This window comes from Pseudomonas sp. S150, from assembly GCF_004526365.1.
GTDB lineage: Bacteria > Pseudomonadota > Gammaproteobacteria > Pseudomonadales > Pseudomonadaceae > Aquipseudomonas > Aquipseudomonas putida_A.
Map to the genome: position 1 here is coordinate 430,555 of NZ_CP038207.1, position 21,545 is coordinate 452,099.

Below are 21,545 nucleotides of genomic sequence, written 5' to 3' on the forward strand. Positions count from 1 at the left end.
TACTTGCTGCCTCTTTTGCCAAAAACCAGCGGATGCCGCCTCATGCTCCACTCCCACCTCACGACGCTCAATGCCGTCTCACTGGTACTCAACACCTTCAAGACCGAAGGCCTGTCGAGCGAAGCGCTGCTGGCCGGCAGCGGCATCAGTGCGGCGGATCTGGCCCGTGCCGACACACGCATCACCACCAATCAGGAAATGCAGGTCTGCGCCAATGCGGTCGCGCTCAAGCATGACATCGGCCTGGAACTGGGCCGACGGATGCACGTTTCCTGCTACGGCATCCTCGGTTACGCCCTGCTCACCAGTGCCACCTTAGGTGACGCTTTGCGCCTGGCGATTCGCTATCCGGCGCTGCTGGGAACACTTTTCGAACTGAGCCTGGAAGACGACGGCGAGCGGGTCTGGTTCGTCGCCGCCGATTACCGCGAGAGCCCGTCGATGGCGGTGTTCAACGCGGAGTTCTGCCTGGTGTCATTGAAGGTCATCTGCGACGATTTGCTTGGGCATCCGCTGCCGCTACTGGCGACACGTTTTGAACATGCCGCGCCGGATTACCGCGACAGCTACGCTGAGCACTTCAACAGCCCTCTGCACTTCGGCGCCAAGGACAATGCTTTCGCCTTTGACCGGCGCTGGCTCGATCAGCCGTTGCCTTTGGCCGACAGCATCACCCACCAGGCCATGGCCGACCGCTGCCGCAAACAGAACATCGAGTTCACCGGACGTCAGGCGTGGCTGGGGCGGATTCGCCAGTTGCTCAGTGCCCAGCTCAATGCAGCACCGGGGCTGGAGGGGCTGGCCCAGCAAATGAAGTGCTCGCCGCGCACCTTGCGCCGCCATTTGAAGGACATGGGCAGCAGTTATCAGGAACTGCTCGACGAACTGCGCTTCGAGCGGGCCAAGCAGATGCTGTGTGAGGATCAACTGCCGATCTACCGCATCGCCGAGACCCTGGGCTTCAGCGAGACCGCGAGTTTCCGCCATGCGTTCGTGCGCTGGAGCGGGGTGGCGCCGAGCCAGTTTCGCCCTCATTGATGTTCCAATGTGGGAGCGGGCTTGCTCGCGAATTCGCAGTGTCAGTCGCGATCAATTTATCTGACATACCGTATTCGCGAGCAAGCCCGCTCCCACCGGGACGCATTTCATGCCTGAATCGAAGCAAGGCTGTACTGAAAAGAGGGGCGAATTGCGGTCAGAGTTTTTGGCCATATCGATCCCCTTTTGGCCTTTCCTGCCGTTCTCCGATTCGCCGCGCGCCGCAACACTGGGGGCAACCGAATCAGCCCCCTGCGGAGAACAACAAATGCTGACGATCTACTCGGACGATCACCACCTGCACCACGGCCGCTGCGAACTCATCGACGGCCAGCTCAAGCCGTGTTTCGAAATGCCGTCGCGCGCCGACCACGTGCTGCAACGGGTACAGCACCAGAACCTCGGCCCGGTAGAAGCGCCAAAGGATTTTGGCCTCGAACCGATCGCGCGCATCCACAGCCGCGATTACCTCGACTTCTTCAAAGGTGCATGGGCACGCTGGACCGAATTCAACACCGACGGCGACCTGCTGCCCTACACCTGGCCCGCCCGCACTCTGCGGCAAATCAAACCGACCAGCCTGCACGGCCAGCTCGGCTACTACAGCTTCGACGGCGGCGCGCCGATCACCGCCGGCACCTGGCAAGCGGCGTACAGCGCAGCGCAGGTCGCCCTCACCGCCCAAGCGGAAATCCAGCGCGGCGCACACAGCGCCTTCGCCCTGTGCCGACCACCGGGACACCACGCCGCCAGCGACTTGATGGGCGGTTATTGCTACCTCAACAATGCCGCCATCGCCGCCCAGGCATTTCTCGATGCCGGCCACAGGAAAGTCGCGATCCTTGACGTCGACTATCACCACGGCAACGGCACCCAGTCGATCTTCTACGAGCGCAGCGACGTGCTGTTCACCTCGATCCACGGCCATCCGGAAGCCGAGTTTCCGTTCTTCCTCGGCTACGAGGATGAACGCGGTGAAGGCGCCGGTGAAGGTTTCAATTTCAACTATCCGCTGCCGGCCGGTTCCGGCTGGGATGTGTGGAGTGCGGCGCTGGAACAGGCCTGCAACGAGATCGACAGCTACGGTGCCGACATCATCGTCGTGTCGCTGGGCGTCGACACCTTCAAGGACGATCCGATCTCGCAGTTCAAGCTCGACAGCCCGGATTACCTGGCCATGGGCAAACGCATCGCCGCCCTCGGCAAGCCGACGCTGTTCGTCATGGAGGGTGGTTACGCGGTGGAGGAAATCGGCATCAACGCAGTGAACGTGCTCGAAGGGTTCGAACAATGAACCGACTCAAGCACTGCATTGCGCCAGCCCTGTGCGCCGCGCTGCTCAGCGTCGGCGCCCACGCCGAAGAACGCACCCTGCGCGTCTACAACTGGTTCGACTACATCACGCCCAAGGCGTTGGAAGACTTCAAGGCACAGAACACCCAGACCAGACTGGTCTACGACATCTTCGACACCAACGAAGCACTGGAAGCCAAGCTGCTGACCGGCAACTCCGGCTATGACGTGGTGGTGCCGTCCAACGTGTTCCTCGCCAAGCAGATCGAAGCCGGGGTGTTCCAGCCGCTGGATCGCAGCAAGCTGCCGAACTGGAATCATCTCGATCCGAAACTGATGAAGCTGATCGAAGCCAACGACCCGGGCAACAAATTCGCCGTGCCGTACATGTACGGCACCATCCTGATCGGCTTCAACCCGGCCAAGGTCAAAGCCGCGCTGGGCGATAACGCGCCGGTGGACAGCTGGGACCTGATCTTCAAGGAAGAGAATCTCAGCAAGCTCAAGCAGTGCGGCGTCGCCCTGCTCGATTCGCCGTCGGAGATCCTGCCGCTGGCGCTGCAACACCTGGGTCTGGATCCCAACAGCAAGAACCCGGCGGATTACGCCAAGGCCGAAGCGCTGCTGATGAAGATCAGGCCGTACATCACCTACTTCCACTCATCCAAGTACATGGCCGACATCGCCAACGGTGACATCTGCGTCGCGGTCGGTTATTCCGGCAGCTTCTCGCAAGCGGCCAACCGCGCCAAGGAAGCGAAGAACGGTGTGGTGGTCGACATGCGCCTGCCCAAGGAAGGCGCACCGATCTGGTTCGACATGCTCGCCATTCCCAAGGGCGCGAAGAACACCGAGGACGCCTACACCTTCATCAACTACCTGCTGCAACCGGCGGTGATCGCGCCGGTCAGCGACTTCGTCGGATATCCGAACCCGAACAAGGACGCCACGCAACTGGTCGATCCGGCGATCCGCAACAACCCCAACCTGTACCCGACCGATGCGGCGATGGGCACGCTTTACACCCTGCAACCGCTGCCGCGGGATGCCGAACGGGCACGCACCCGGGCCTGGACCAAGATCAAGTCCGGTACCTGAGCCGACGCTGACGACAAGACCCGCCGCCGTGCGGGTCTTTTTTTGCCTGCGATATCTATCTACCACCTTCGGTGCTCGGCCCGTCACTACCTTGCAACGCATCGCCCGCCGCCACTTTCGCGGTGCCTGCTGTTCTGACCAAGGATGTGACCATGCCAGAAACCCTCAACTCTCCCGCCGACCACAAGCTGCCGGATGATCAAGACGCCCTGCTCACCCAACTGATCGCCGGCCCCTCAATCAGGGAAGTCGCCACCCGCGCCCTGCAACCGGCACTGAAGACGCTATACCCCAAGTTACAGATCGACCCGCGACTGGCAATGGTGGTGACACCTGGCTGGACCTTGCGTGACCAGCGTGTCGTCCCCGGGCCGCGACACTTCGAATCGCTGACCGATGCGCTGGTGCGTCATGGCGTCGCCAACAAGCCAGTGACCTACCTGGATGGCGAGCACTACCTCACCTTGCATCCTGCGCACGAGACGCCGGTACAACTGCCCGTCAACATCGAGGCTATCGCCAGGCTGCTCAATGAACTGGCGCCGCTGCTGTTTGTTGCCTTCGAGGAACAACAGGTCGATTACTGGAACCAGTTCACCCGCGCCTCCGCCCCGCGCTGGCAGGGATTGTCCAGATCCCTGCGCGAACTGTGGAACGTCGGGACGAACCCGGCGTGGGACGACGACCAGCGCGCCATGGCTCAGAGTCTTTTCGACCATCCGCAAAAAACTGCCCGCAGTACCGATGATCGCTATCAGTCCCGCGCCTGCCTGATCGATCTGGACACCACGCGCGATGGTACTTCCAGTCACCTGCACGTCCTCGACATGGCCGTACTGATCGGCACGCTCGGCAGCCGCACGCTGATTCTCACCCACACCATCACTCGCGGTTTCCAGGCCTTCGATACCCTGCAGGAACTGGGTGCCTCACTGCAGAGCCAGACGGAGGGACCGCCGCCTGCAACCCTGCAATGGCGGCTGATCGAACCTGACGGTGACTACTTCGATCATCTGGCGTGCAATCTGATCGCCCTGCAGGCCGACGCGATTGGCGAGCTGGCAAACGAACCGGCGACAACCAACCTGACGCCCCACGTAAGCCGCGCGACCAACGAACTCGATCCCACGGACAAGCAGTCGTCTTCACGCTTCAACCTGGTCGAGCAAGCGTTGCCAGAGTGGATGGTCGACGCCTCGCCCAGCGACCTGACTGCCTACAGCCGTCATCTGATGGATCTGGCGCAGGTGCAAAGTCAGAACGCCGAGCAGTCCTTTGACGACGGCATCAAACCGATTCGCGAGTTCGCGCTGGAGCAACTGCAGGCGGCCCTGCTCAAGGAGCATCCCGAAGCCACTGAACTGAATCTGGCCGAGATTCGCATCGTGGTCGACAGCGTGGTGGTGTGGGGCAGTTTCACACCGTTGCTGGAGCCCGAACGCAGCACCTTCAGCCTGGTCGATCTGGCGTTGCAGAACCTGATTGCCTTGCCGCTCGGCAACAAGACCGTGAGCAGTATCGGCAGCACTGCGGTGCCGGCATGGATGACGGCTGATTATCTGGAGAGGTTGATCGTCAGTGTCGATATCGGCCAGACCTATCCTGCGCTGATCAGGCAAAAACTGCGCGATGACCCGCTGGAAAGCCTGCGACGGCAGAACCTGTTCACCAGCCGGCTGCGTGTCGAATTGCCGTTACTGGCGTTGCAGCAGAAGATTCGCGCGCAGGGCGGGGTCGACGAGGCGGGCTATCGCTATGTCGCGGCCGTGGTTCAGGTGCTGGACGCCAATCGCTGGGTGGACGGTCAGGAGATCGTCATTCGACCGCTGGCCTTCAATCCCGCGTGGCGCCCGGGGACGACCACCGATGAAGTGGCCAACATGTTCGTGATCGGCCCGCGACAGATGGACAAGGGACCCTGCCTGCTGTACCGGCCGCTGTCCGATCATGCCTTGCTCCAGTACCCGTCGCCGGCCAACCTGGTGTACGCCATCAAGCATTCACCGACATTGCGTCAGGCGGTTCTCGCCTGGTTGCCGGACAGTGCGCGCGCCAACTATGCCAATTACGTGTTCAGCGATGATCGACCCTCGGTATGGTCGCTCTCACAACTGCTCGCCGATCCACTGACTTCCTTGCAGATGAGCGGCACACTGACCTTGGGAACAGCAGTCATCGCTACCGATTACCTGGCTGTTCTGTTCAAGGCCAACGTCAGTGCAATGGTCGAACTGGCGAATCGGCAATCGGTCTCCAATAGCGAAAGTCGCTGGGAGAGCTTCAAGCATGCGAGCTGGATGGTCCTCAGCGCCGCGCTGCCGTTTTTCGGTCGAACCGTCGGTACCGCCGCCTGGATCTGGCAGGTGCTGGACGATCTGCAACAAACCTTCGACGCCGCTGCCACAGGCGACACCGGGCAGCAGAAAACCGCGATGACCGATCTGTTGCGGACCCTGGCCATGGTGCTCGCCCATCACGCCAGCACCCGTAACGCGACGCCTCGGGACATCACTGGAAAGAAGCCGGTGACCGTCGAGACCGAGCCCAAGGAGCCGGCACCACCAACGCCGGTAAGCATCGTGCAACGCCCTGATGTGATCGGTGAGTATCCGGCGCAACACCAGACTTCGCTGATAACCGACACCGCCCTGAGCCTGACCCAAACCCTGGATCGGTTTGCCGTTACGCGCCCCGAAGCGCTCACCCCGACCGCCAGCGACGCCAGCCTTTATCGTCACCTCTATCGGCATGCCAACGGGTACTACGCACCCGTGGGTGAGCGCTGGTTCGAAGTGGCGGTCGCCGACACCGGTGAGGTATCGATCATCAATTCGCAGCGACAGCCCGGACATCAGGGCCCCGGGTTGATCCGCAATCGACGGGGCGAGTGGTTCGTCGACACTCGCCTGCGTCTGCGCGGTGGTGGTCTGTCGAGTCGGCGCAAGGCCAAACGACGGGAAAACAATGAACGCATCGCCGAACTCAAGAAACAACTGACCGAGTTCGATAACACGCGCGAGCAGGCCCGCGCAGAGCTGACAGCCGCTCACGCCGCCATGACCGCGGCCAGCGATGACACTCTGGTGGCGCAGCAGACCACGTTTCTTGCAGCACTTGAACGCCGCACCGGGGAATACGCGGCGCCCATCGACCAACTGAAATCGCTGAACCTGCTTGAGACCGTACCCCATTTCCGCACCGCCATGACCGAGATGCTCGGTACCCAGTTGTTCTTCAACCAGACATGGCTCACTCAACGTGACCCCCTCTTCGCCAGAACCCTCAAGGAAACCCTGGTGCTGCTCGAGGCCGAGGAAATGGCTGCAGGCACCGGTGACCCCGTCACCTACCGCAGAATGTACGATTTGACCGAGGACATGATCAGCAAGATCGAGTTTGCCCAGTCACGTTTTCAGGAGTTGAGCCGACTGGGCAAACGTGCCGCTGAAGTCGCCAATACCTATCGCGCAAAGCTGCCTGTGTTCAGTCTCAATGATCTCAAGGCGCTTCAGGTGTCGCTGGCTCGCGACATCTGCCTGCAAGAGCAGGCTTCGCCAGCGCTGACTCAGGCACAAGGCGATCTGGTACGCCTGCTCGACACAACCAACCTGGTGATTCAGACCTCCCAGGAACTGCTGCTTGACCACACCAGCCTGGGGGCCAACGAGCGGATCGAAGGCCTCAACGGCATGCTCGAACAGTTTGCCGCCATCGATCAGTCGTTCGAGGATTTCGCCCTCAACCACAAGGATGTGCTGCTCGACGAGCCCTTCAGCCATACGCGTAAACGAATCAACGAGTTTCAGCACCAGACCGAAGAGCACCTGGCGCAATTGCTCCTCGAACACCGGCCGGTGGAGCCTCGGCCCGGTCCTTCAAGGCCAGCGCCAGCCTCACGTAAACGGATTATCAAAACCCGCTTCAAGGGCACAGTGGTCGGCGAGTTGCGTTCCTCGGCGCCAGGGCAACCGGTCCTGCTGGACGTGAAAGCGCCCATGACCGGGAACGTCATCGCCACTTTTCACGAGAAAACGCCCGGTGTCTGGGTCGAACGCATTCAGCCCGGACGGCGCCGCCCGCCTGCTCCGGTAGCGGATCTCGCCACCCAGATCAGCCAGGGCCAGACGCTGCTCGATGGCGTGGAAAGCTTCATCCGGCAAACCGAAGCCCATGCCAAAAAACCCGGTCGGATTCCGGTGGAGATCGAAGAGCAGTTCCAGCGCAAGGCCGAACAGCTCGACGAAAGCGCGAAAAGCCTTGAACAGGCCCGGCTGCGGGCGAACAGCACCGAGGAGCCGCCAGCCCTGATCGGCCAATTGAACCAGGCGGGTGAACGCCTGTACGCCGAGGGCTACCGGATACGGGTCGAGATGACCAAGCAACAACCGCCAACCGCCGCCCGGGTCGAATGGTTATTGCACAAAAATGAGATCGACATTGTGTCTGGCGGTGCCCGGCGTCGCCTCAAAGGACCGCGCAGGGATTATCTGCAGGAGTACGAAATTCGCGAGCGGCGCACCGGCAAGACGTTGTGGTACGCGCACTTCCATTACAACAGCCCCGATGCACCGGCCGACGCCTTCACCGCCGCCCATTTGAAACTGCAGGAGCAACGGCGGATGGCCGGCGCCTTCGACCTGGACTCAACCACCAGCAGCCCGCAAATCATCGCTATCTATCGCAGCGCGATCGGCCCGCAGCTGGCGCGTTCGCTGTTTTTCTCATAAGCCCCAAACGTCAAAAAGGACAATGACAATGACTGAGCATTCAGCGAACACCGAAACCCATGCATTGCTGCAAAAGAGCCAGATCGTCCATCAGACCAGTCGCGGACCCACAGTCGATGAAGTCGCCAGCGCAGTGCTGCGTCAGGCGCTCGAAGCGCTGTATCCACAACGCAAGATCGATCCCGAGCAGGCCATGATCGGCACGCCACAATGGCAATGGCTGAACGCGGAACGAGTGGCCCTGCCGACCCGATTTGAATCACTGACAGAGGCACTCGTCCGGCAATTTTTCAACGGCTCCAGCGCCAACTATCTGGAGGGTGAACACTTTCTGACCTTGAACCACCAGGCCACGCCAGTGGTGCATATGGATGTCGATATCGAGGCCATTGCCGATCTGCTCAACGATTATGCGCCCCTGTTGTTTGTCGCCTTCGCCGAGCGACAGCTGGATTACTGGAACAGCACCCGACGCCAATTGCCGCGCTGGCAAGAACTCTCCGATGCCCTGCGCGAAGCCCTGAACGTCCATAACGCCGAGGGCTGGGACGATGAACAGTGCCTGGTCGCCCGGGCGATTTCGCGGCGCCCGGACAAACAGGAGCGCCAGCGTCACGACATAACACTGTCGGACATCCGCGTGTGCCTGATCGACATCGACTCCGTCGATGCTCAAGGCGCTGCCCGGCACCTGATTCTGGGCGGCGCCGCGGTGATTTTCGGACGCTATGGCCTGCGCGATCTGGTCATGATGTACACCGTGGAAGATGGTTACGAGACATTCGACTCTCTGCAGCAATTGGGTGAATCACTGCCGCAGCGTATCGAACTGTTGCCGGCCGGACAGAATCTGCAGTGGCAGTTGTTCGAGCCCGAAGGCAATTTTTTCGACCACATGGCCTGGGTCCTGATTGCCAACCAGCTCGATGCCATCCGGGCAATCACCCGACAAAGTCTCGACGAGGAGACCGAGGACGGCTCCTCCCTTCTGCCCCTGATCGAGCAAGCCAGCGAACCGCAGAAAAACACCCTCATCGACCTCGATGATTCAATACCCGACTGGTTGCTCGACGCTTCGGCTTCCGAGCTCGATCAATACAGCCAATCGATCAATGCGCTGGGCCAGTTGTACCGGCAGGCAGACAAGGCGCTGTTGCCAATCCCGCCGATCGATACCTATGCACGCAATTGCATGCGTGAGGCGATCATTGCCGATCAGCCATCGGCGGCCGGGCTGCCTTTGGACAAATTGCAAATCCGCATTACCAACAGCTTCGAATCGGGAGGCGTGACACTGCCCGATCCGCATGACACCCATATCGAAACCCTGGGCGAGTACGCCTTGCAAAACCGCACGCCGTATCTGGCGACTCTGCAATTCGACCCGCCACAAGCGCTGCCGCAGTGGCTGACTGTCGCCTACCTGACGAAGATGGCAAACAAGATCGACATGGGTGAGGTATACCCCGGCTTGATCAGGGACAGGCTGATCAACGATCCGCTGCAGGCCCCCCTGCAGCAGCGCTTTTACCTCCGCCAGTTGCACGCACTGCTGCCGCTGATTGCACTGGAATCCAAGCTGCGTCGCCTCGGCGGCGTGGATGAGCAGGGTTATCGCTGTGTCCAGGAGTGGCTCAAACCGATACCCGGTCATCCACACACTGTGGTCATTCGCCCGCTGACGTTTATCCATGCCGGGGAGACTGTTGGCGATGTTGTCACCAACATGTTCATCATTGCTCCGCGTCTGCCTGGAGCCGGGCCATGCCTGCTGTATCGTCCGTTGCTTGAGCAGCCATTGCTGCAATTCCCCTCAACGCAAAACCTGCTGTACGCCGTCCATCAGCCAGGCGAACTGAGGGATTCGGTGCTGGCGTGGCTGGCGGATTCGCAAACCAGCTTCAAATATGCCCAATACACCTTCCCCATCGGTCTGCCCAGTCCGTGGCTGGGCGCGCAATTGCTCGCCGAGCCCTGGACCAGCGTCAAGTGGGCCGGGCCGGTCGGGCTTGCCTCCACGGCGCTGACTGGCGACGTGTTCCCGGTGCTGTTCAAGACCCATGCACTGGCGATGGCCGAACTCGCTGACCGACAGTCGTTGTCCAATGCGCAACGCCGCTGGGCCTTGCTGCGAGACAGTGGGTGGGCGTTGTTCAACGTTGCCGCAAACTTTCTCTGCGGCCCGGCAGGCGCGGCGATCTGGGTCTGGCAAAGCATCAGCGAAATCGATCAGGTCGTGGATGCCCACAACCGTGGCGATACCCACGCCCAGTGGAGCGCCGTTGCCGATATGTTGCTGAACCTGGGCATGATCCTGGCCCATCATGCGGCCACCCAACGCACAACCGGCCCCCGCACAGCGTTGCGCAGCGAAGGCGCAAGCGATATCGAAAGCGAAGGACTGCCCCGGATCCAGACCGCCCCTGCACAAGCGCCTGTCCCGCCCACGGTTACACACGTCACCACGCTGCTGAAGGACCAACTCCCGGCCAGCCATTACTCCTCGCTTGAAGCCTACGGCTCGGTGCCCCGGCGTTCGCCCGGTGCCTTGGCAACGTTTCTGAATACTCTGGCCGTGCCGGCTCCCGACCTCACGGCAGCCGCGGTGGAAACCCTGCTGCGCGGCAAGGCGACCTTGTATCGCCTCGCTCACAGCACCTATGCGCAGGCGGGCGACCGCTGGTTCCGCGTGATTGAAAACGATGACCAGCAAGTGCAAATCGTTGATCCGCAGACACCGTCAAAAACCGGTCCGCTGCTGATTCACAATCAGCAAGGCCAATGGTTCGTGGATACCCGACTGCGTCTGCGCGGTGGCGCCGGGGGCACCAGCCTGCAAAGTCAGCTCAAGGCCCAGCGCAAGGAAAAAGAAATCCAGAGGAACCAGCTCGGTGCGGCTCTGGAGGCATTCAGAAGTCAGGAAGCCGTCGGCAACGCTGCTCTGGAACAAGCCCAGTCAGCCATGCTTGGCGCCTCCGGACAAGCCCACGAAGAGGCGACCCGGCGTTACCTTGACCAAGTCGAAAAGCTGATCGGGGATTACGACGAGGCCTTGAAAATACTCGGCCAATGGCGCCTCAAAGGGGGGAGCGATGGCTATTTCGTCGAATTGCAGCGCATGACCACTTTGCTGCAAAAAAACCTCAGCCTCTGGTTCGTTCTCAAACGCAACGCTTACGCAGTATTGACCCGTAAATTGGCTCAACACACGGTCATCGATACACCGCAAGCGCTGCAAAGTTACAACGAGGAACTGCACCAGGCTCTGGCTTTGAGCCAGGACATGATCGCCCGCCTGCAGCTGTCCCGTACCTCCTTGGAAACTCTCGACACCATCGGCAGTGCAGGCATGACCACCGCGCAACGCTTGCGCCAACTGCTCCCGGCGTTTAACCAGTGGGACCTGAAATCCAATGCCATCGGCATGTCTCACGAGTTGTGCATGCAGGAAACTGCCACCGAAGCGGCGCGGGAAGCCACCGGTTGGCTGATAATCGAAGCCGCCACCGCCACACACCGCCATGCCGCCCTGATCAGGAAACCCGACAACGGCGACAGCACTGCGCTGCGCATTGATCGTCTGAGCCGACTGATTGATGTCTATGTCGATGCCGATCAGCGTCTGGGGGACTTGCCAGGCGAATACCCGGGCATGGTGGTTGCGGCGGAACTGACACGGATGAGGAGCTTGCTCGGCGAATTCAGACAACTGGCGCAGGAGCAACTGAGCGAACTGCTGCCGGAAACCGGAGCCCGCAGCACGCCGGCCACACCGGCCCCCTCTGTCGCAGGACCGTCCCGACCGGTTGGCAAGGTCACCAAGAGCCGGCCTCGTGACCCTGCGCCCGCCAGACCCGCAGCCGCCAGCGAATCGCCTCTGGAAGAAATGCTTCCCGTCAGACCCTCCGCCTCCCCGACGACGCAGGTGGGCGACATCGAGTTCATTGCCGATGCCCTGACCCAGAATGAGCGAGTGCAGGCGTTCATTGACCGGACCCGGCGTGACGCTCTGAGGCCCAACCGCATACCGGCAGACATGCAGGATCTGTTCGATCAGCAGGCTCGGCGACTGGAACAGATTGCTGTCAGCGTCGAACAGGCGCAGGCCCGCATTGTCGCCGCCGGTGGCACGCGGTTGCCGGTGGGCAACTTGAGTGCGGAACTCAACAGCGCCGCAATCCGGTTACGTGCTCAAGGCATCGCCGTGCGCGCCAGTCTGCTCAAGGATCGCCAGCCTCGACAAGCCTATTTGCAATGGTTGCTGGACAATCATCAGGTACGAATCGTCAGGAACGTCCAGGGCCGGATCAAGACCAAAAAGCGCCAGGATTATTTTCAGGAGTATCAGATACTCGACAGCACCCAGCATGATCAGCCGTTATGGCTCGCGCATTTTCATTACGACTCGCCCGAAGCCGCGCCGGAACAATTCACCGCGGCGCACCTGAAAATCGCCGATGCGCATTTGAAGACCATCAGCGCAGAACGTCGACAGGCTCTGACAAATCTGACGCCAATCGATTACGTGCTGCGCCGGATTGGCGATCCGAGCCTGTTCCTGCAACTCGAAGCACAACCGTGATACCGCCGTCGGGCGCGTCGATCCGCGCCCGCTTCAGAGGGTGTGCCACACGGTTCGCAAACGCTCGAGCGCCGCTTCGATTGCGCGCTCAGGCACCGCGGCAAAGCCCAGCACCAGTCCGGCGCGCTGGTCGACCGGGGTCGTGGAATCAGGCAGCCAATAGCTGCTCAGACCATTGATCTCGACGTCAACGCTACGCGCCAGTTCGATCAGTTGGCTTTCACGCGTCACACTGGCGACCGGTACGCTCAGGTGCAACCCGGCGGCAACGCCGGGCAACTGGCCGACGCCCGGAATATTCTGCGGCCAGCCACCGAGCAGGACATTGCGTCGGCTCAGCGCCGCGCGGCGCATGCGTCGGATGTGCCGCTGGAAATGCCCGGCGGCCATGAACTCGGCCATCACCGCCTGGGTACTGACTTCGGAGTGACGCACATCCACCGCACGCCTTTGCGCAAATGCCTCCACCAACCCCGGCGGCAACACCAGATACCCCAGGCGCAACGCCGGGAACGCGACCTTGCCGAACGTGCCGACATACAGCACTCGCCCCTGTCGATCGAGGGCGGCCAATGGCGCCAGCGGCGCGCCGCTGTAACGATACTCGCCATCGTAATCATCCTCGACGATCCAGCCCTGCGTGCGCTCGGCCCAGGCCAGCAATTCGAGGCGGCGGGCCAGACTCATTACCACCCCCGTGGGGTACTGGTGGGATGGCGTGACATAGGTCAGGCGACAATCGGTCAGTCCTGCCAGTTGCTGGCAGTCGATTCCCTCGCTGTCCACCGCCACCCCGTGCAGCCGGGCACCGGCCACGGCGAAGGCATGACCGGCCGCTCGATACCCGGGATTTTCAATCGCTACGCCGTCGCCCGGCGCTACCAGCAACTGTGCACAAAGGCTTATGCCCTGCTGTGCGCCACTGGTGATCACAATTTGCTCAGCCGTGCACTGCATGCCCCGTGAGCTGCGCAAATAGGCCGCGATCATCCCGCGCAACCGCGCATCGCCCGCCGGATCGCCATAACACAACTGCTGCAAATCCGGCTTGCGCCAGAAAGCCGCGTTCAGCTTGGCCCAGACGTCAAACGGGAACAGATCGAAGGCTGGAACGCCGACCCGAAAAGCACGCGGCGGACCACTGGGGGGAAGGGCCAGATGATTGTTTTCAACCCGCCGCAATGCGTCGCTGTGGATAACTTTACTGGATGGAACCACAGGTAAATCCAGCCAATTTGTGGATAAGGCTGTGGGTAAGCCTGTTGAAAACCCTGTGGATACTTTTGTGGATAGTTTTTTTGTGGGCAATGCGCTTTGCAGCAATTGCGCGACATACGTGCCGTCTCCGACCCGACCTTCGATGAAGCCTTCGGCGTACAACTGATCGTAGGCGCGCACCACGCTGTTGCGGGAAATCGCCAACGCCGTCGCCAGATCACGGCTGGCCGGCAGCCGCGTGCCACTGGCCAGACGCCCGTCCAGCACGCGCAGACGTAGCGCCTGATAGAGCTGGCGGCTCAAACCCTGACGGCGGTCGAGCTCGATACCGGCCGGATTAAACGGCATGGACAGCGTGGGCGATTCGGGCATGACAATGGACCTATGAAATTGGTCATCAATGGCTCTTACAACAGACCATTAGCCTGCCTAGGATGCAGGCATTCGCCAAGGAAAATCTCTCCATGTACACGCCCCGCGCCTTTGCCATCGACGAACTGTCGCAACTGCACGAACTGATCCTCGCCACCCGTCTTGCGATTCTGGTGAGTCATGGTGAAAACGGCCTGCAGGCCAGCCATGTGCCAGTGCTGCTGCACCGCGAACAGGGCCCGAACGGCACGCTGTACGGGCACCTGGCCAAAGCCAATCCGCAGTGGAAAGACCTGCGTGACGGCGCTGAAGCGATGCTGATTTTTGCCGGCCCAGACGCCTACGTCAGCCCGGGGTTTTACCCGAGCAAGGCCGAGCACGGCAAAGTCGTGCCGACTTGGAACTACGTCGCCGTGCACGCCTACGGTCACGCCGAAACCTTCAGCGACGGCGGGCGCCTGCTCGACATCGTCAGCACGCTGACTGATCGCCATGAAGCCGGTCGCGCACAACCGTGGAAGGTCGACGATGCGCCGGCCGACTACATCGACGGCATGCTCAAGGCCATCGTCGGTTTCGCCATTCCCATCGACCGCCTCGAAGGCAAGCGCAAGCTCAGCCAGAACCGCAGCGCCGAAGACATTGCCGGCGTGCGCGAAGGCCTGGCTGCCAGCCCCGACATCGCCGACCGAACCCTCGCCCACTTGATGCGTTAAGGAAATCAGCATGAGTCAGATCCAGATCCGCCCGGTGACCGCCGGTGATCACGCCGCCTGGTTGCCGCTGTGGCAGGCCTACCTACGCTTCTACAATACCGAGTTGCCGGACGCCGTCACGCAGAGCACCTGGCAGCGTTTCCTCGACCCGAGCGAACCAACCCACGCCGCCCTCGCCTGGGCCGACGGTAAAGCAGTGGGCATGGTGCATTTCATCTATCACCGCTCCAATTGGAGCATCGAAAACTCCTGCTACTTGCAGGATCTGTTGGTGGCACCGGAGACTCGTGGCACCGGCGTCGGTCGCTTGCTGATCGAACACGTCTACGCCACTGCCAAGGCCGACGGTTGCTGCAAAGTGCATTGGCTGACCCACGAAACCAATGCCACCGCGATTCAGCTCTACGAGCGCATCGCCGAGCGCCCGGGATTCATCCAGTTTCGCAAAGCCATTTAAGGAGCCGCGTACATGACCACTGCACTTGCCGACTGGAAAGGCGTCCCCGCCCCCACCGCCACCTTGCTCGAAGGCCGGTTCATCCGCCTGGAACGCCTCGACCCGGCGCGCCACGGCGACGAGTTGTTCAACGCCCTCGAAGGCCCCGGCGCCGACCCGAAGCTGTGGGATTACTTGCCCTATGGGCCGTTCCCCGAGCGCAGCGTTTTCAATGACTGGTTGAACAACCATGCGGCCAGCAGCGATCCGTATTTCTTCAGCGTGATTGACCGCGTCACGGGCGAGGTGCAAGGCATTCTGAGCCTGATGTCGATCGTCCCGGCGCAGGGGCGCATCGAGATCGGCCACGTCACCTTCGGTGCGCCGATGCAACGTTCACCGAAGAGTACCGAAGCGGTTTACCTGTTGGCCAAATACGCCTTCGAACAGGGCTATCGTCGCCTGGAGTGGAAGTGCAACAACGGCAACGCCCGCTCCAAATACGCCGCCGAACGCTTGGGCTTCAGCTTCGAAGGCGTGTTCCGTCAGCACATGGTGGTCAAGGGCCAGAACCGCGATACTGCGTGGTATTCGATTGTGGATTCGGAGTGGCCGGCGATTGCGGCAGGGTTCGAGCAGTGGTTGAGCGATGCCAACCAGACGCCGACCGGGCAGGTGAAAGGTTTGGTCGAGTGCCGTAGTTAAATCTTCAAAGCAAAAGATCGCAGCCTTCGGCAGCTCCTACAGGGTGAACGTCAATCCCATGTAGGAGCTGCCGCAGGCTGCGATCTTTTGATCTGGTGTTTACCCCAGTTTCTGCGCCAGCACCGCGATGTGTTCCGGGCCGATCCCGCAGCAACCGCCCAAATGGCTGGCACCGCGCTGCTGCCAATCCTGCGCCCAGTGCAAATACCCCGGCGGATCCAGATCGTCGCGCAATGGGTCGAGGCCGTCGTTGGCCGTTGCCTCTTTGGGTTGCGGTGGGAACGCATTGGCATACGCGCCGATGTGAATCTGCACACCCAGACGTTCGAAGGTATCGCGCGCCGCATCAATCGCCGCACCGATCACTTCCGGCTGGCTGCAGTTGAACAGCAGCGTCTCGACGCCCAATTCCGCCGCCACCGCCGCTGCTTCGGCCACCGGTTCGCCGGAACGCAGACGCGGCACCTCGTCGGTGTCTTCATCCTTCAAAGTAAACGACAGCCAGAACGGTTTGCCGTCCTGCGGCAGACCGGCGCGAATGGAACGCGCCTCGATGATCGAGCTCTGGGTTTCCGCCAGCCACAGGTCGACATGTGGCGCCAGGCCGGTCACCAGTGGCGTCAGCAATTCGTTCACCCGCGCCGCTTCGAACAGATCCGGGCGATAGGAGCCGAACAGCGGCGGCAACGAACCGGCCACTCGCACCGCTTTGCCCGAGGCCTGCACCGCACGCTGTGCCAGCTCTCCGGCCAACGCCGCCAGTGCCTGACCTTCAGCGGCAAACCGCGCCTCGCCAATATGAAACGGCACGACCGCATAACTGTTGCTGGTGATCACATTGGCGCCGCTGGCGATGTAGGCGGCGTGCACCGCTTCGACCGCTTGCGGTGCTTCGATCAGGGCCAGCGCCGACCACTCGGGCTGCCGAAACGGCGCCCCGGCGCGTTGCAACTCACGGCCCATGCCGCCATCGAGAATTACCGTGCTTGCTGTGCCCATATGCTTTTCGCTCATATGCTTATGAAAATTACTCACTACCAGAGTAGTTCTTATAACTATTTAATACGCACCATTCGGTTAATAACAACCCCTTTTTTTCAGGTGTCGACTGTGAAACTTCAACCGCTACTGGCCCTGGGCCTGACGATTCTGGCCGCGTCCACTCAAGCCTTCGGCGGCGCCACACTCGATCGCGTCGAACAGAAAAAACAACTGGTCGGCGTGCTGATGGAAAGCTACCCACCCTTTTCGTTTCTCAATGAGCAGAATCAGCTCGACGGCTTCGACGTGGACGTCGCCAAAGCCGTTGCGGACAAGCTGGGGGTCAAGCTGCGCCTCGAAACGCCCTCCTGGGACGTGATCGCTGCCGGCCGCTGGAGCGGGCGCTATGACATCTGCATCTGCTCCATGACCCCGAGCAAGGCCCGCGCCGAAGTGTTCGATTTCCCGGTCGAGTACTACGCCTCGCCCGCCGTGATCGTGGTCAACGCCAAGGACGATCGCATCCACGGCGCCAAGGACCTGAGCGGCAAAAAGGTCGGCCTGACCAGCGCCAGCAGCTACGAAAGCTATCTGAACAAGAATCTGGTCATCGAAGGCGCCGAAGACACGCACCTTGATTACCCGTTCGAGGACGTGCAGATCGCTCCGTACGATACCGACAACGTCGCCTTCCAGGATCTGGGCCTGGGCGCCGGTGTGCGCCTGGACGCCATCCTCACCAATCTGGTGACCGCGCAGCCGCGCCTGAATCAGGATCAGCGTTTCAAACTGGCGGGCGCGCCGCTGTACTCGGAGCCGAACTCGGTGGCCATCGAAAAGGGTGATGCCGAGTGGGACGCCAAAGTGCGCGAGGTGTTCGCGCAACTCAAGCAGGACGGCACGCTGAGCAAGCTGTCGCAGAAATGGATCGGCGCCGATATCAGCCAATGACTGCCTTCCCGACACCTCCACAGCCGCCGCAACCGGTGGCTGAATCGCGCCTGCAACGGCTGCTTGGTTTCCGCACGCGCCTGTACCTGACCTGGGCGGCGATGTTCAGCCTGTTCGCCGGGTTTTTCCTCAGCTTCGATCTGAAGCTCTCGATCATCCTCGACAAGCTGCCGAATCTGCTCGGCGTGCACCTGGCGCCCAACGGCTTTCTGCAGGGCGCGGCACTGACCCTGTTTCTCTGCGCCTGCGCGATCGTCGCCTCGTCCTTGCTGGGCTTCGTCACCGCTCTGGCGCGCCTGTCGAAAAGCGCCGTGGCATTCGGGATCGCCAGTTTCTACACCTCGTTCTTTCGCGGCACGCCGCTGCTGATCCAGATCCTGCTGATCTACCTCGGCCTGCCGCAACTGGGCGTGGTGCCCGGCGCGGTGGTGGCGGGGATCATTGCCCTGTCACTTAACTACGGCGCCTACCTCAGCGAAATTTTCCGCGCCGGTATCCTCGGCGTGCCCTACGGCCAACGCGAAGCTTCGCTGGCGCTGGGCATGCGCGAGAGCGTGATCTTCTGGCGCATCACCCTGCCCCAGGCGATGCGCACGATTATTCCGCCGACCACCAACCAGTTCATCTCGATGCTCAAGGATTCGTCACTGATCTCGGTGATGGGCGTCTGGGAAGTGATGTTTCTGGCGCAGTCCTACGGACGCTCGAGCTACCGCTACATCGAGATGCTGACCACAGCGGCAATCATTTACTGGCTGATGTCGATCGGTCTGGAGCTGATCCAGGCGCGCATGGAGCGGCATTACGGCAAGGCTTATGTGCGGCGTAGCTGAGCGGCTCCGCCGACAGACTTCCACCACGGGAGGATCGAGCAGTGGCAGATGAATTTCTGATCATTACAAGCGGCTAATGGCACCGTAACTTGTAGGAAACGACAACGCGGCGCCACGACGCAATCCGCCAATCCGTGTCGAGCCGCTCTTTTCCGAAGATCAAACAGACGCAGCCCGCAGCACCGAGCGATCCGGCTGACATCGGCGCCTGCCGGCTCCAACTTAGAGTTTGGCCTCCTTCCACGAGAGGCTGAACTCGATGCCCGTTCAATTCCACTTTCGACCAAAACACCTGACATTAGCCATTGCTTTGGCCATGGGATGTGCCGATCTGTCCATCGCCCAGGACGCACCGCCCGACACTCAAGGCATCTCTGCCGCCTCCCCTGAAACATTCAAATCAGCGATCACCGCTTTCGCTAACCATCCGGAAACCGTCCAGCTGAAGGTCAGCAAAGCCTATCCGGCACAGGAGGGTGTGGCGCTGGCGCTTGATGAGCGCAATGACCTTGTCACCGTGCAATCTCGGGGCAGCTTCGCCGGCCTGGCCGACGGTGGCGGGGGCGACAACCTGCTGCAACTCGACGCGAACAGGAAAGGCGTGCTGGGTGAAACCCGTAACTTCAGTGGGCTGGAGGTCAGGCGCGGGAGCTGGACCCGCAGCGGACCGGGTGATTTCAGCCTCGGTGTACTGGTTCATCCAAAGGCATTGCTGGTCAATGAAGGGCAAATTCTGGGTACGGCAGTGACCGAGGGCATCTTGATCAACAAAGGGGCGATCAATGGTGGCGCCACTGTCGCGTCTGGCGGTGACCTGACCAACCAGGGCCTGATTGACGGCATTGTGGAGGTTCAGGAAAACGGCCATATAGCCGGGAATGGTGCGGTTAATCATTTGAACGTGTACGGACGCATGACCGTCGACGATGTCTATGGCGCACCCAAGATCGCGGGAGATCTGCGCCTGGCCCGGTCTGCCGTGCTGGCCTATGCCGTGGATGCCTCCGGCAACAGTCCCACCGTGATCGTCAAGGGAACCGCTCATTTGGGTGACGCCACCCTGAAACTCGTCACCGCTGGCGACTACCCGCAAAGCAGTCAGCACACCATTCTGGAAGCGGGAAAGATTGAGGGACAGTTTGGCACCGTTGAAAACGATCTGGCATACATGACTCCGACGCTGCACTACGAAGCACAACGAGTGGGCTTGCTCTATGCCCGTAACGATGTGCCGCTCGAAAACCTTGCGACCACGCAGAATAGTCAGGCGCTCGCGCAAAGCATTGACGAGACACCCTCCACCCCTCAGCAACCTCAGCAACCTCAGCAACCTCAGCAACCTCAGCAACCTCAAGAGCCTGAGACACCTCGCCAACCAGATAAAGCCTCGGAAGCGGCCACACCTCAAAATACTGCCGTCACGGCCCTGATCGGCGCCAGCAAGCCGACGGCCAGCGTGGCCCTCGAACAACTCGCCGCCGGCAGCAACGCCAACCTCGCCAAAGCTACACTGAGCAGCGTCAATCCGCTCAGCGCCAGCATGCTCTCGGCCATGCATCAATTGGACGGCCGCCATGGCACGCAAGGATCGGGGAATACACCGCGGCTGGCGGCTGGCGGCGAAGGCAACGGGCGGGTCTGGCTGCAGGCTCTGGGAAATGGCGGCAAGGTCGACCGGGACGCCGACAGTGTCCTGAAGCATTCCACTCAAGGTCTGATCATGGGGGCCGACTGGCGAATCGACGAGCAATGGCATGTCGGCCTGATGGGCGCAAAAGCGCAAACCCGCTTCGATGCCCAACAGTTCGACGGCGATCTCGACAGTTGGTACCTCGGCGCCTACGCCCAGCGACAGGACGGCCCGTTCGCCCTGCGCCTGGGCGCCTCGTACGGCAGTCATGACGGCAGTGGCAAACGTCGCGTTGCCTTCAAGGGTTTCAGTGATCGCCTCAAGAGCAGCTATGACGCCAGTACCCAGCAGGTGTTTGCCGAAGTCGGCTACGACCTGGGGCGTGGCAACGTCAGCTTCGAACCATTCGCCAGCGTGGGTTATCAACGCTACCAGCGTGACGGCTACACCGAGAAAGGTGGCGATGCGGCGCTCAAGGTTCAGGGGCAGACCCGGGCGAACCCGAGCAGCACCGTCGGCCTGCGCCTGGCGAAAACCAGTCACCTGGCCAACGGCATGCAGTTGACGCCACGTCTCAGCGCCAGCGTGAAACATACCTACGGCGAGCTCGATAACGAAACGCGCCAGCAACTGGTCAAGGGTGGCAAAAGCTTTGCAGTCGCCGGGGCCGAGATGGATCGCAACAGCTTTACGCTGGATGCGGGTGTGGATCTGACTCTGTCCGCCCGCAACACCTTGGGCATTGGCCTCACTGGCGAGGCCGGCAACGACAGCCGCAGTTACGGCGTGACAGGCCAGTGGCGAATGGCGTTCTGATGAGTTGAGCCCCCCCTTGTAGGAGTGAGCCTGCTCGCGATAGCGGTAGATCAGTCGACGTACGTAGAAACCAATACACCGCTATCGCGAGCAGGCTCACCTCTGCAAAGGGCCTTGGTGCAGATAAATTGCAGGCAAAAAAAAGGGGA

Annotated in this window: 13 protein-coding genes; 11 read left to right on the plus strand and 2 right to left on the minus strand. The window is 61.3% G+C overall.

Annotated elements, in window-relative coordinates; all coding sequences use genetic code 11:
• Positions 1–42 precede the first annotated feature (42 nt).
• The 5 genes from E3Z29_RS02085 (at position 43) to E3Z29_RS02105 (ending at position 12,738) form a co-directional block, all read left to right on the plus strand.
• Positions 43–1,038, plus strand: coding sequence for an AraC family transcriptional regulator (locus E3Z29_RS02085; RefSeq protein WP_027610360.1), 996 nt, complete (start codon positions 43–45; stop codon positions 1,036–1,038).
• Between the two features lie 268 nt (positions 1,039–1,306).
• Positions 1,307–2,332, plus strand: coding sequence for a histone deacetylase family protein (locus E3Z29_RS02090; RefSeq protein ID WP_134785022.1), 1,026 nt, complete (start codon positions 1,307–1,309; stop codon positions 2,330–2,332).
• The gene (locus tag E3Z29_RS02095; RefSeq protein WP_134785023.1) at positions 2,329–3,429 is read left to right on the plus strand and encodes a polyamine ABC transporter substrate-binding protein; all 1,101 of its coding nucleotides are present in this window, start codon (positions 2,329–2,331) and stop codon (positions 3,427–3,429) included. The genes E3Z29_RS02090 and E3Z29_RS02095 overlap by 4 nt, the downstream gene beginning before the upstream one ends.
• A gap of 152 nt (positions 3,430–3,581) precedes the next feature.
• Positions 3,582–8,156: a hypothetical protein gene (locus E3Z29_RS02100; protein ID WP_134785024.1), complete on the plus strand. Its 4,575-nt coding sequence runs from the start codon at positions 3,582–3,584 to the stop codon at positions 8,154–8,156.
• 28 nt (positions 8,157–8,184) lie between these two features.
• Positions 8,185–12,738 carry a hypothetical protein gene (locus tag E3Z29_RS02105; RefSeq protein WP_134785025.1) on the plus strand — a complete coding sequence of 1,518 codons (4,554 nt, stop codon included), beginning with the start codon at positions 8,185–8,187 and terminating at the stop codon, positions 12,736–12,738.
• Positions 12,739–12,771: 33 nt separating this feature from the next.
• Here the strand turns inward: E3Z29_RS02105 and E3Z29_RS02110 are convergent, their stop codons facing one another.
• Positions 12,772–14,328, minus strand: a complete 1,557-nt coding sequence (locus tag E3Z29_RS02110) for a PLP-dependent aminotransferase family protein (protein ID WP_134785026.1) — start codon at positions 14,326–14,328, stop codon at positions 12,772–12,774.
• 92 nt (positions 14,329–14,420) lie between these two features.
• On the opposite strand from E3Z29_RS02110, the gene E3Z29_RS02115 reads away from it, so the two are divergent.
• From E3Z29_RS02115 to E3Z29_RS02125, 3 genes are read left to right on the plus strand one after another with little or no spacing between them, the layout of a single operon-like run.
• Complete coding sequence (locus E3Z29_RS02115; RefSeq protein ID WP_027610354.1) at positions 14,421–15,044, plus strand: FMN-binding negative transcriptional regulator; 624 nt, start codon at positions 14,421–14,423, stop codon at positions 15,042–15,044.
• A 10-nt stretch (positions 15,045–15,054) separates the two neighbouring features.
• Positions 15,055–15,501 carry a GNAT family N-acetyltransferase gene (locus E3Z29_RS02120; protein WP_097089433.1) on the plus strand — a complete coding sequence of 149 codons (447 nt, stop codon included), beginning with the start codon at positions 15,055–15,057 and terminating at the stop codon, positions 15,499–15,501.
• Positions 15,502–15,513: 12 nt separating this feature from the next.
• On the plus strand, positions 15,514–16,185 hold the full coding sequence (locus E3Z29_RS02125) for a GNAT family N-acetyltransferase (protein ID WP_134785027.1): 672 nt from the start codon (positions 15,514–15,516) through the stop codon (positions 16,183–16,185).
• Between the two features lie 99 nt (positions 16,186–16,284).
• Here the strand turns inward: E3Z29_RS02125 and E3Z29_RS02130 are convergent, their stop codons facing one another.
• Positions 16,285–17,184, minus strand: a complete 900-nt coding sequence (locus E3Z29_RS02130) for a homocysteine S-methyltransferase family protein (protein ID WP_134785028.1) — start codon at positions 17,182–17,184, stop codon at positions 16,285–16,287.
• Between the two features lie 111 nt (positions 17,185–17,295).
• On the opposite strand from E3Z29_RS02130, the gene E3Z29_RS02135 reads away from it, so the two are divergent.
• From E3Z29_RS02135 to E3Z29_RS02145, 3 genes are all read left to right on the plus strand, one after another.
• On the plus strand, positions 17,296–18,117 hold the full coding sequence (locus tag E3Z29_RS02135; protein ID WP_134785029.1) for an ABC transporter substrate-binding protein: 822 nt from the start codon (positions 17,296–17,298) through the stop codon (positions 18,115–18,117).
• Positions 18,114–18,950 (plus strand): amino acid ABC transporter permease, encoded by an 837-nt coding sequence (locus E3Z29_RS02140; protein ID WP_027610349.1) that lies wholly within the window; start codon positions 18,114–18,116, stop codon positions 18,948–18,950. The genes E3Z29_RS02135 and E3Z29_RS02140 overlap by 4 nt, the downstream gene beginning before the upstream one ends.
• Positions 18,951–19,209: 259 nt before the next feature.
• Positions 19,210–21,396 (plus strand): autotransporter domain-containing protein, encoded by a 2,187-nt coding sequence (locus E3Z29_RS02145; protein WP_134785030.1) that lies wholly within the window; start codon positions 19,210–19,212, stop codon positions 21,394–21,396.
• Positions 21,397–21,545: the final 149 nt, after the last annotated feature.

Coding starts and splice junctions, on each gene's coding strand:
- E3Z29_RS02085 (WP_027610360.1), top strand. CDS start 43: ATGCTCCACTCCCACCTCACGACGCTCAATGCCGTCTCACTGGTACTC.
- E3Z29_RS02090 (WP_134785022.1), top strand. CDS start 1,307: ATGCTGACGATCTACTCGGACGATCACCACCTGCACCACGGCCGCTGC.
- E3Z29_RS02095 (WP_134785023.1), top strand. CDS start 2,329: ATGAACCGACTCAAGCACTGCATTGCGCCAGCCCTGTGCGCCGCGCTG.
- E3Z29_RS02100 (WP_134785024.1), top strand. CDS start 3,582: ATGCCAGAAACCCTCAACTCTCCCGCCGACCACAAGCTGCCGGATGAT.
- E3Z29_RS02105 (WP_134785025.1), top strand. CDS start 8,185: ATGACTGAGCATTCAGCGAACACCGAAACCCATGCATTGCTGCAAAAG.
- E3Z29_RS02110 (WP_134785026.1), bottom strand. CDS start 14,328: ATGCCCGAATCGCCCACGCTGTCCATGCCGTTTAATCCGGCCGGTATC.
- E3Z29_RS02115 (WP_027610354.1), top strand. CDS start 14,421: ATGTACACGCCCCGCGCCTTTGCCATCGACGAACTGTCGCAACTGCAC.
- E3Z29_RS02120 (WP_097089433.1), top strand. CDS start 15,055: ATGAGTCAGATCCAGATCCGCCCGGTGACCGCCGGTGATCACGCCGCC.
- E3Z29_RS02125 (WP_134785027.1), top strand. CDS start 15,514: ATGACCACTGCACTTGCCGACTGGAAAGGCGTCCCCGCCCCCACCGCC.
- E3Z29_RS02130 (WP_134785028.1), bottom strand. CDS start 17,184: ATGGGCACAGCAAGCACGGTAATTCTCGATGGCGGCATGGGCCGTGAG.
- E3Z29_RS02140 (WP_027610349.1), top strand. CDS start 18,114: ATGACTGCCTTCCCGACACCTCCACAGCCGCCGCAACCGGTGGCTGAA.
- E3Z29_RS02145 (WP_134785030.1), top strand. CDS start 19,210: ATGCCCGTTCAATTCCACTTTCGACCAAAACACCTGACATTAGCCATT.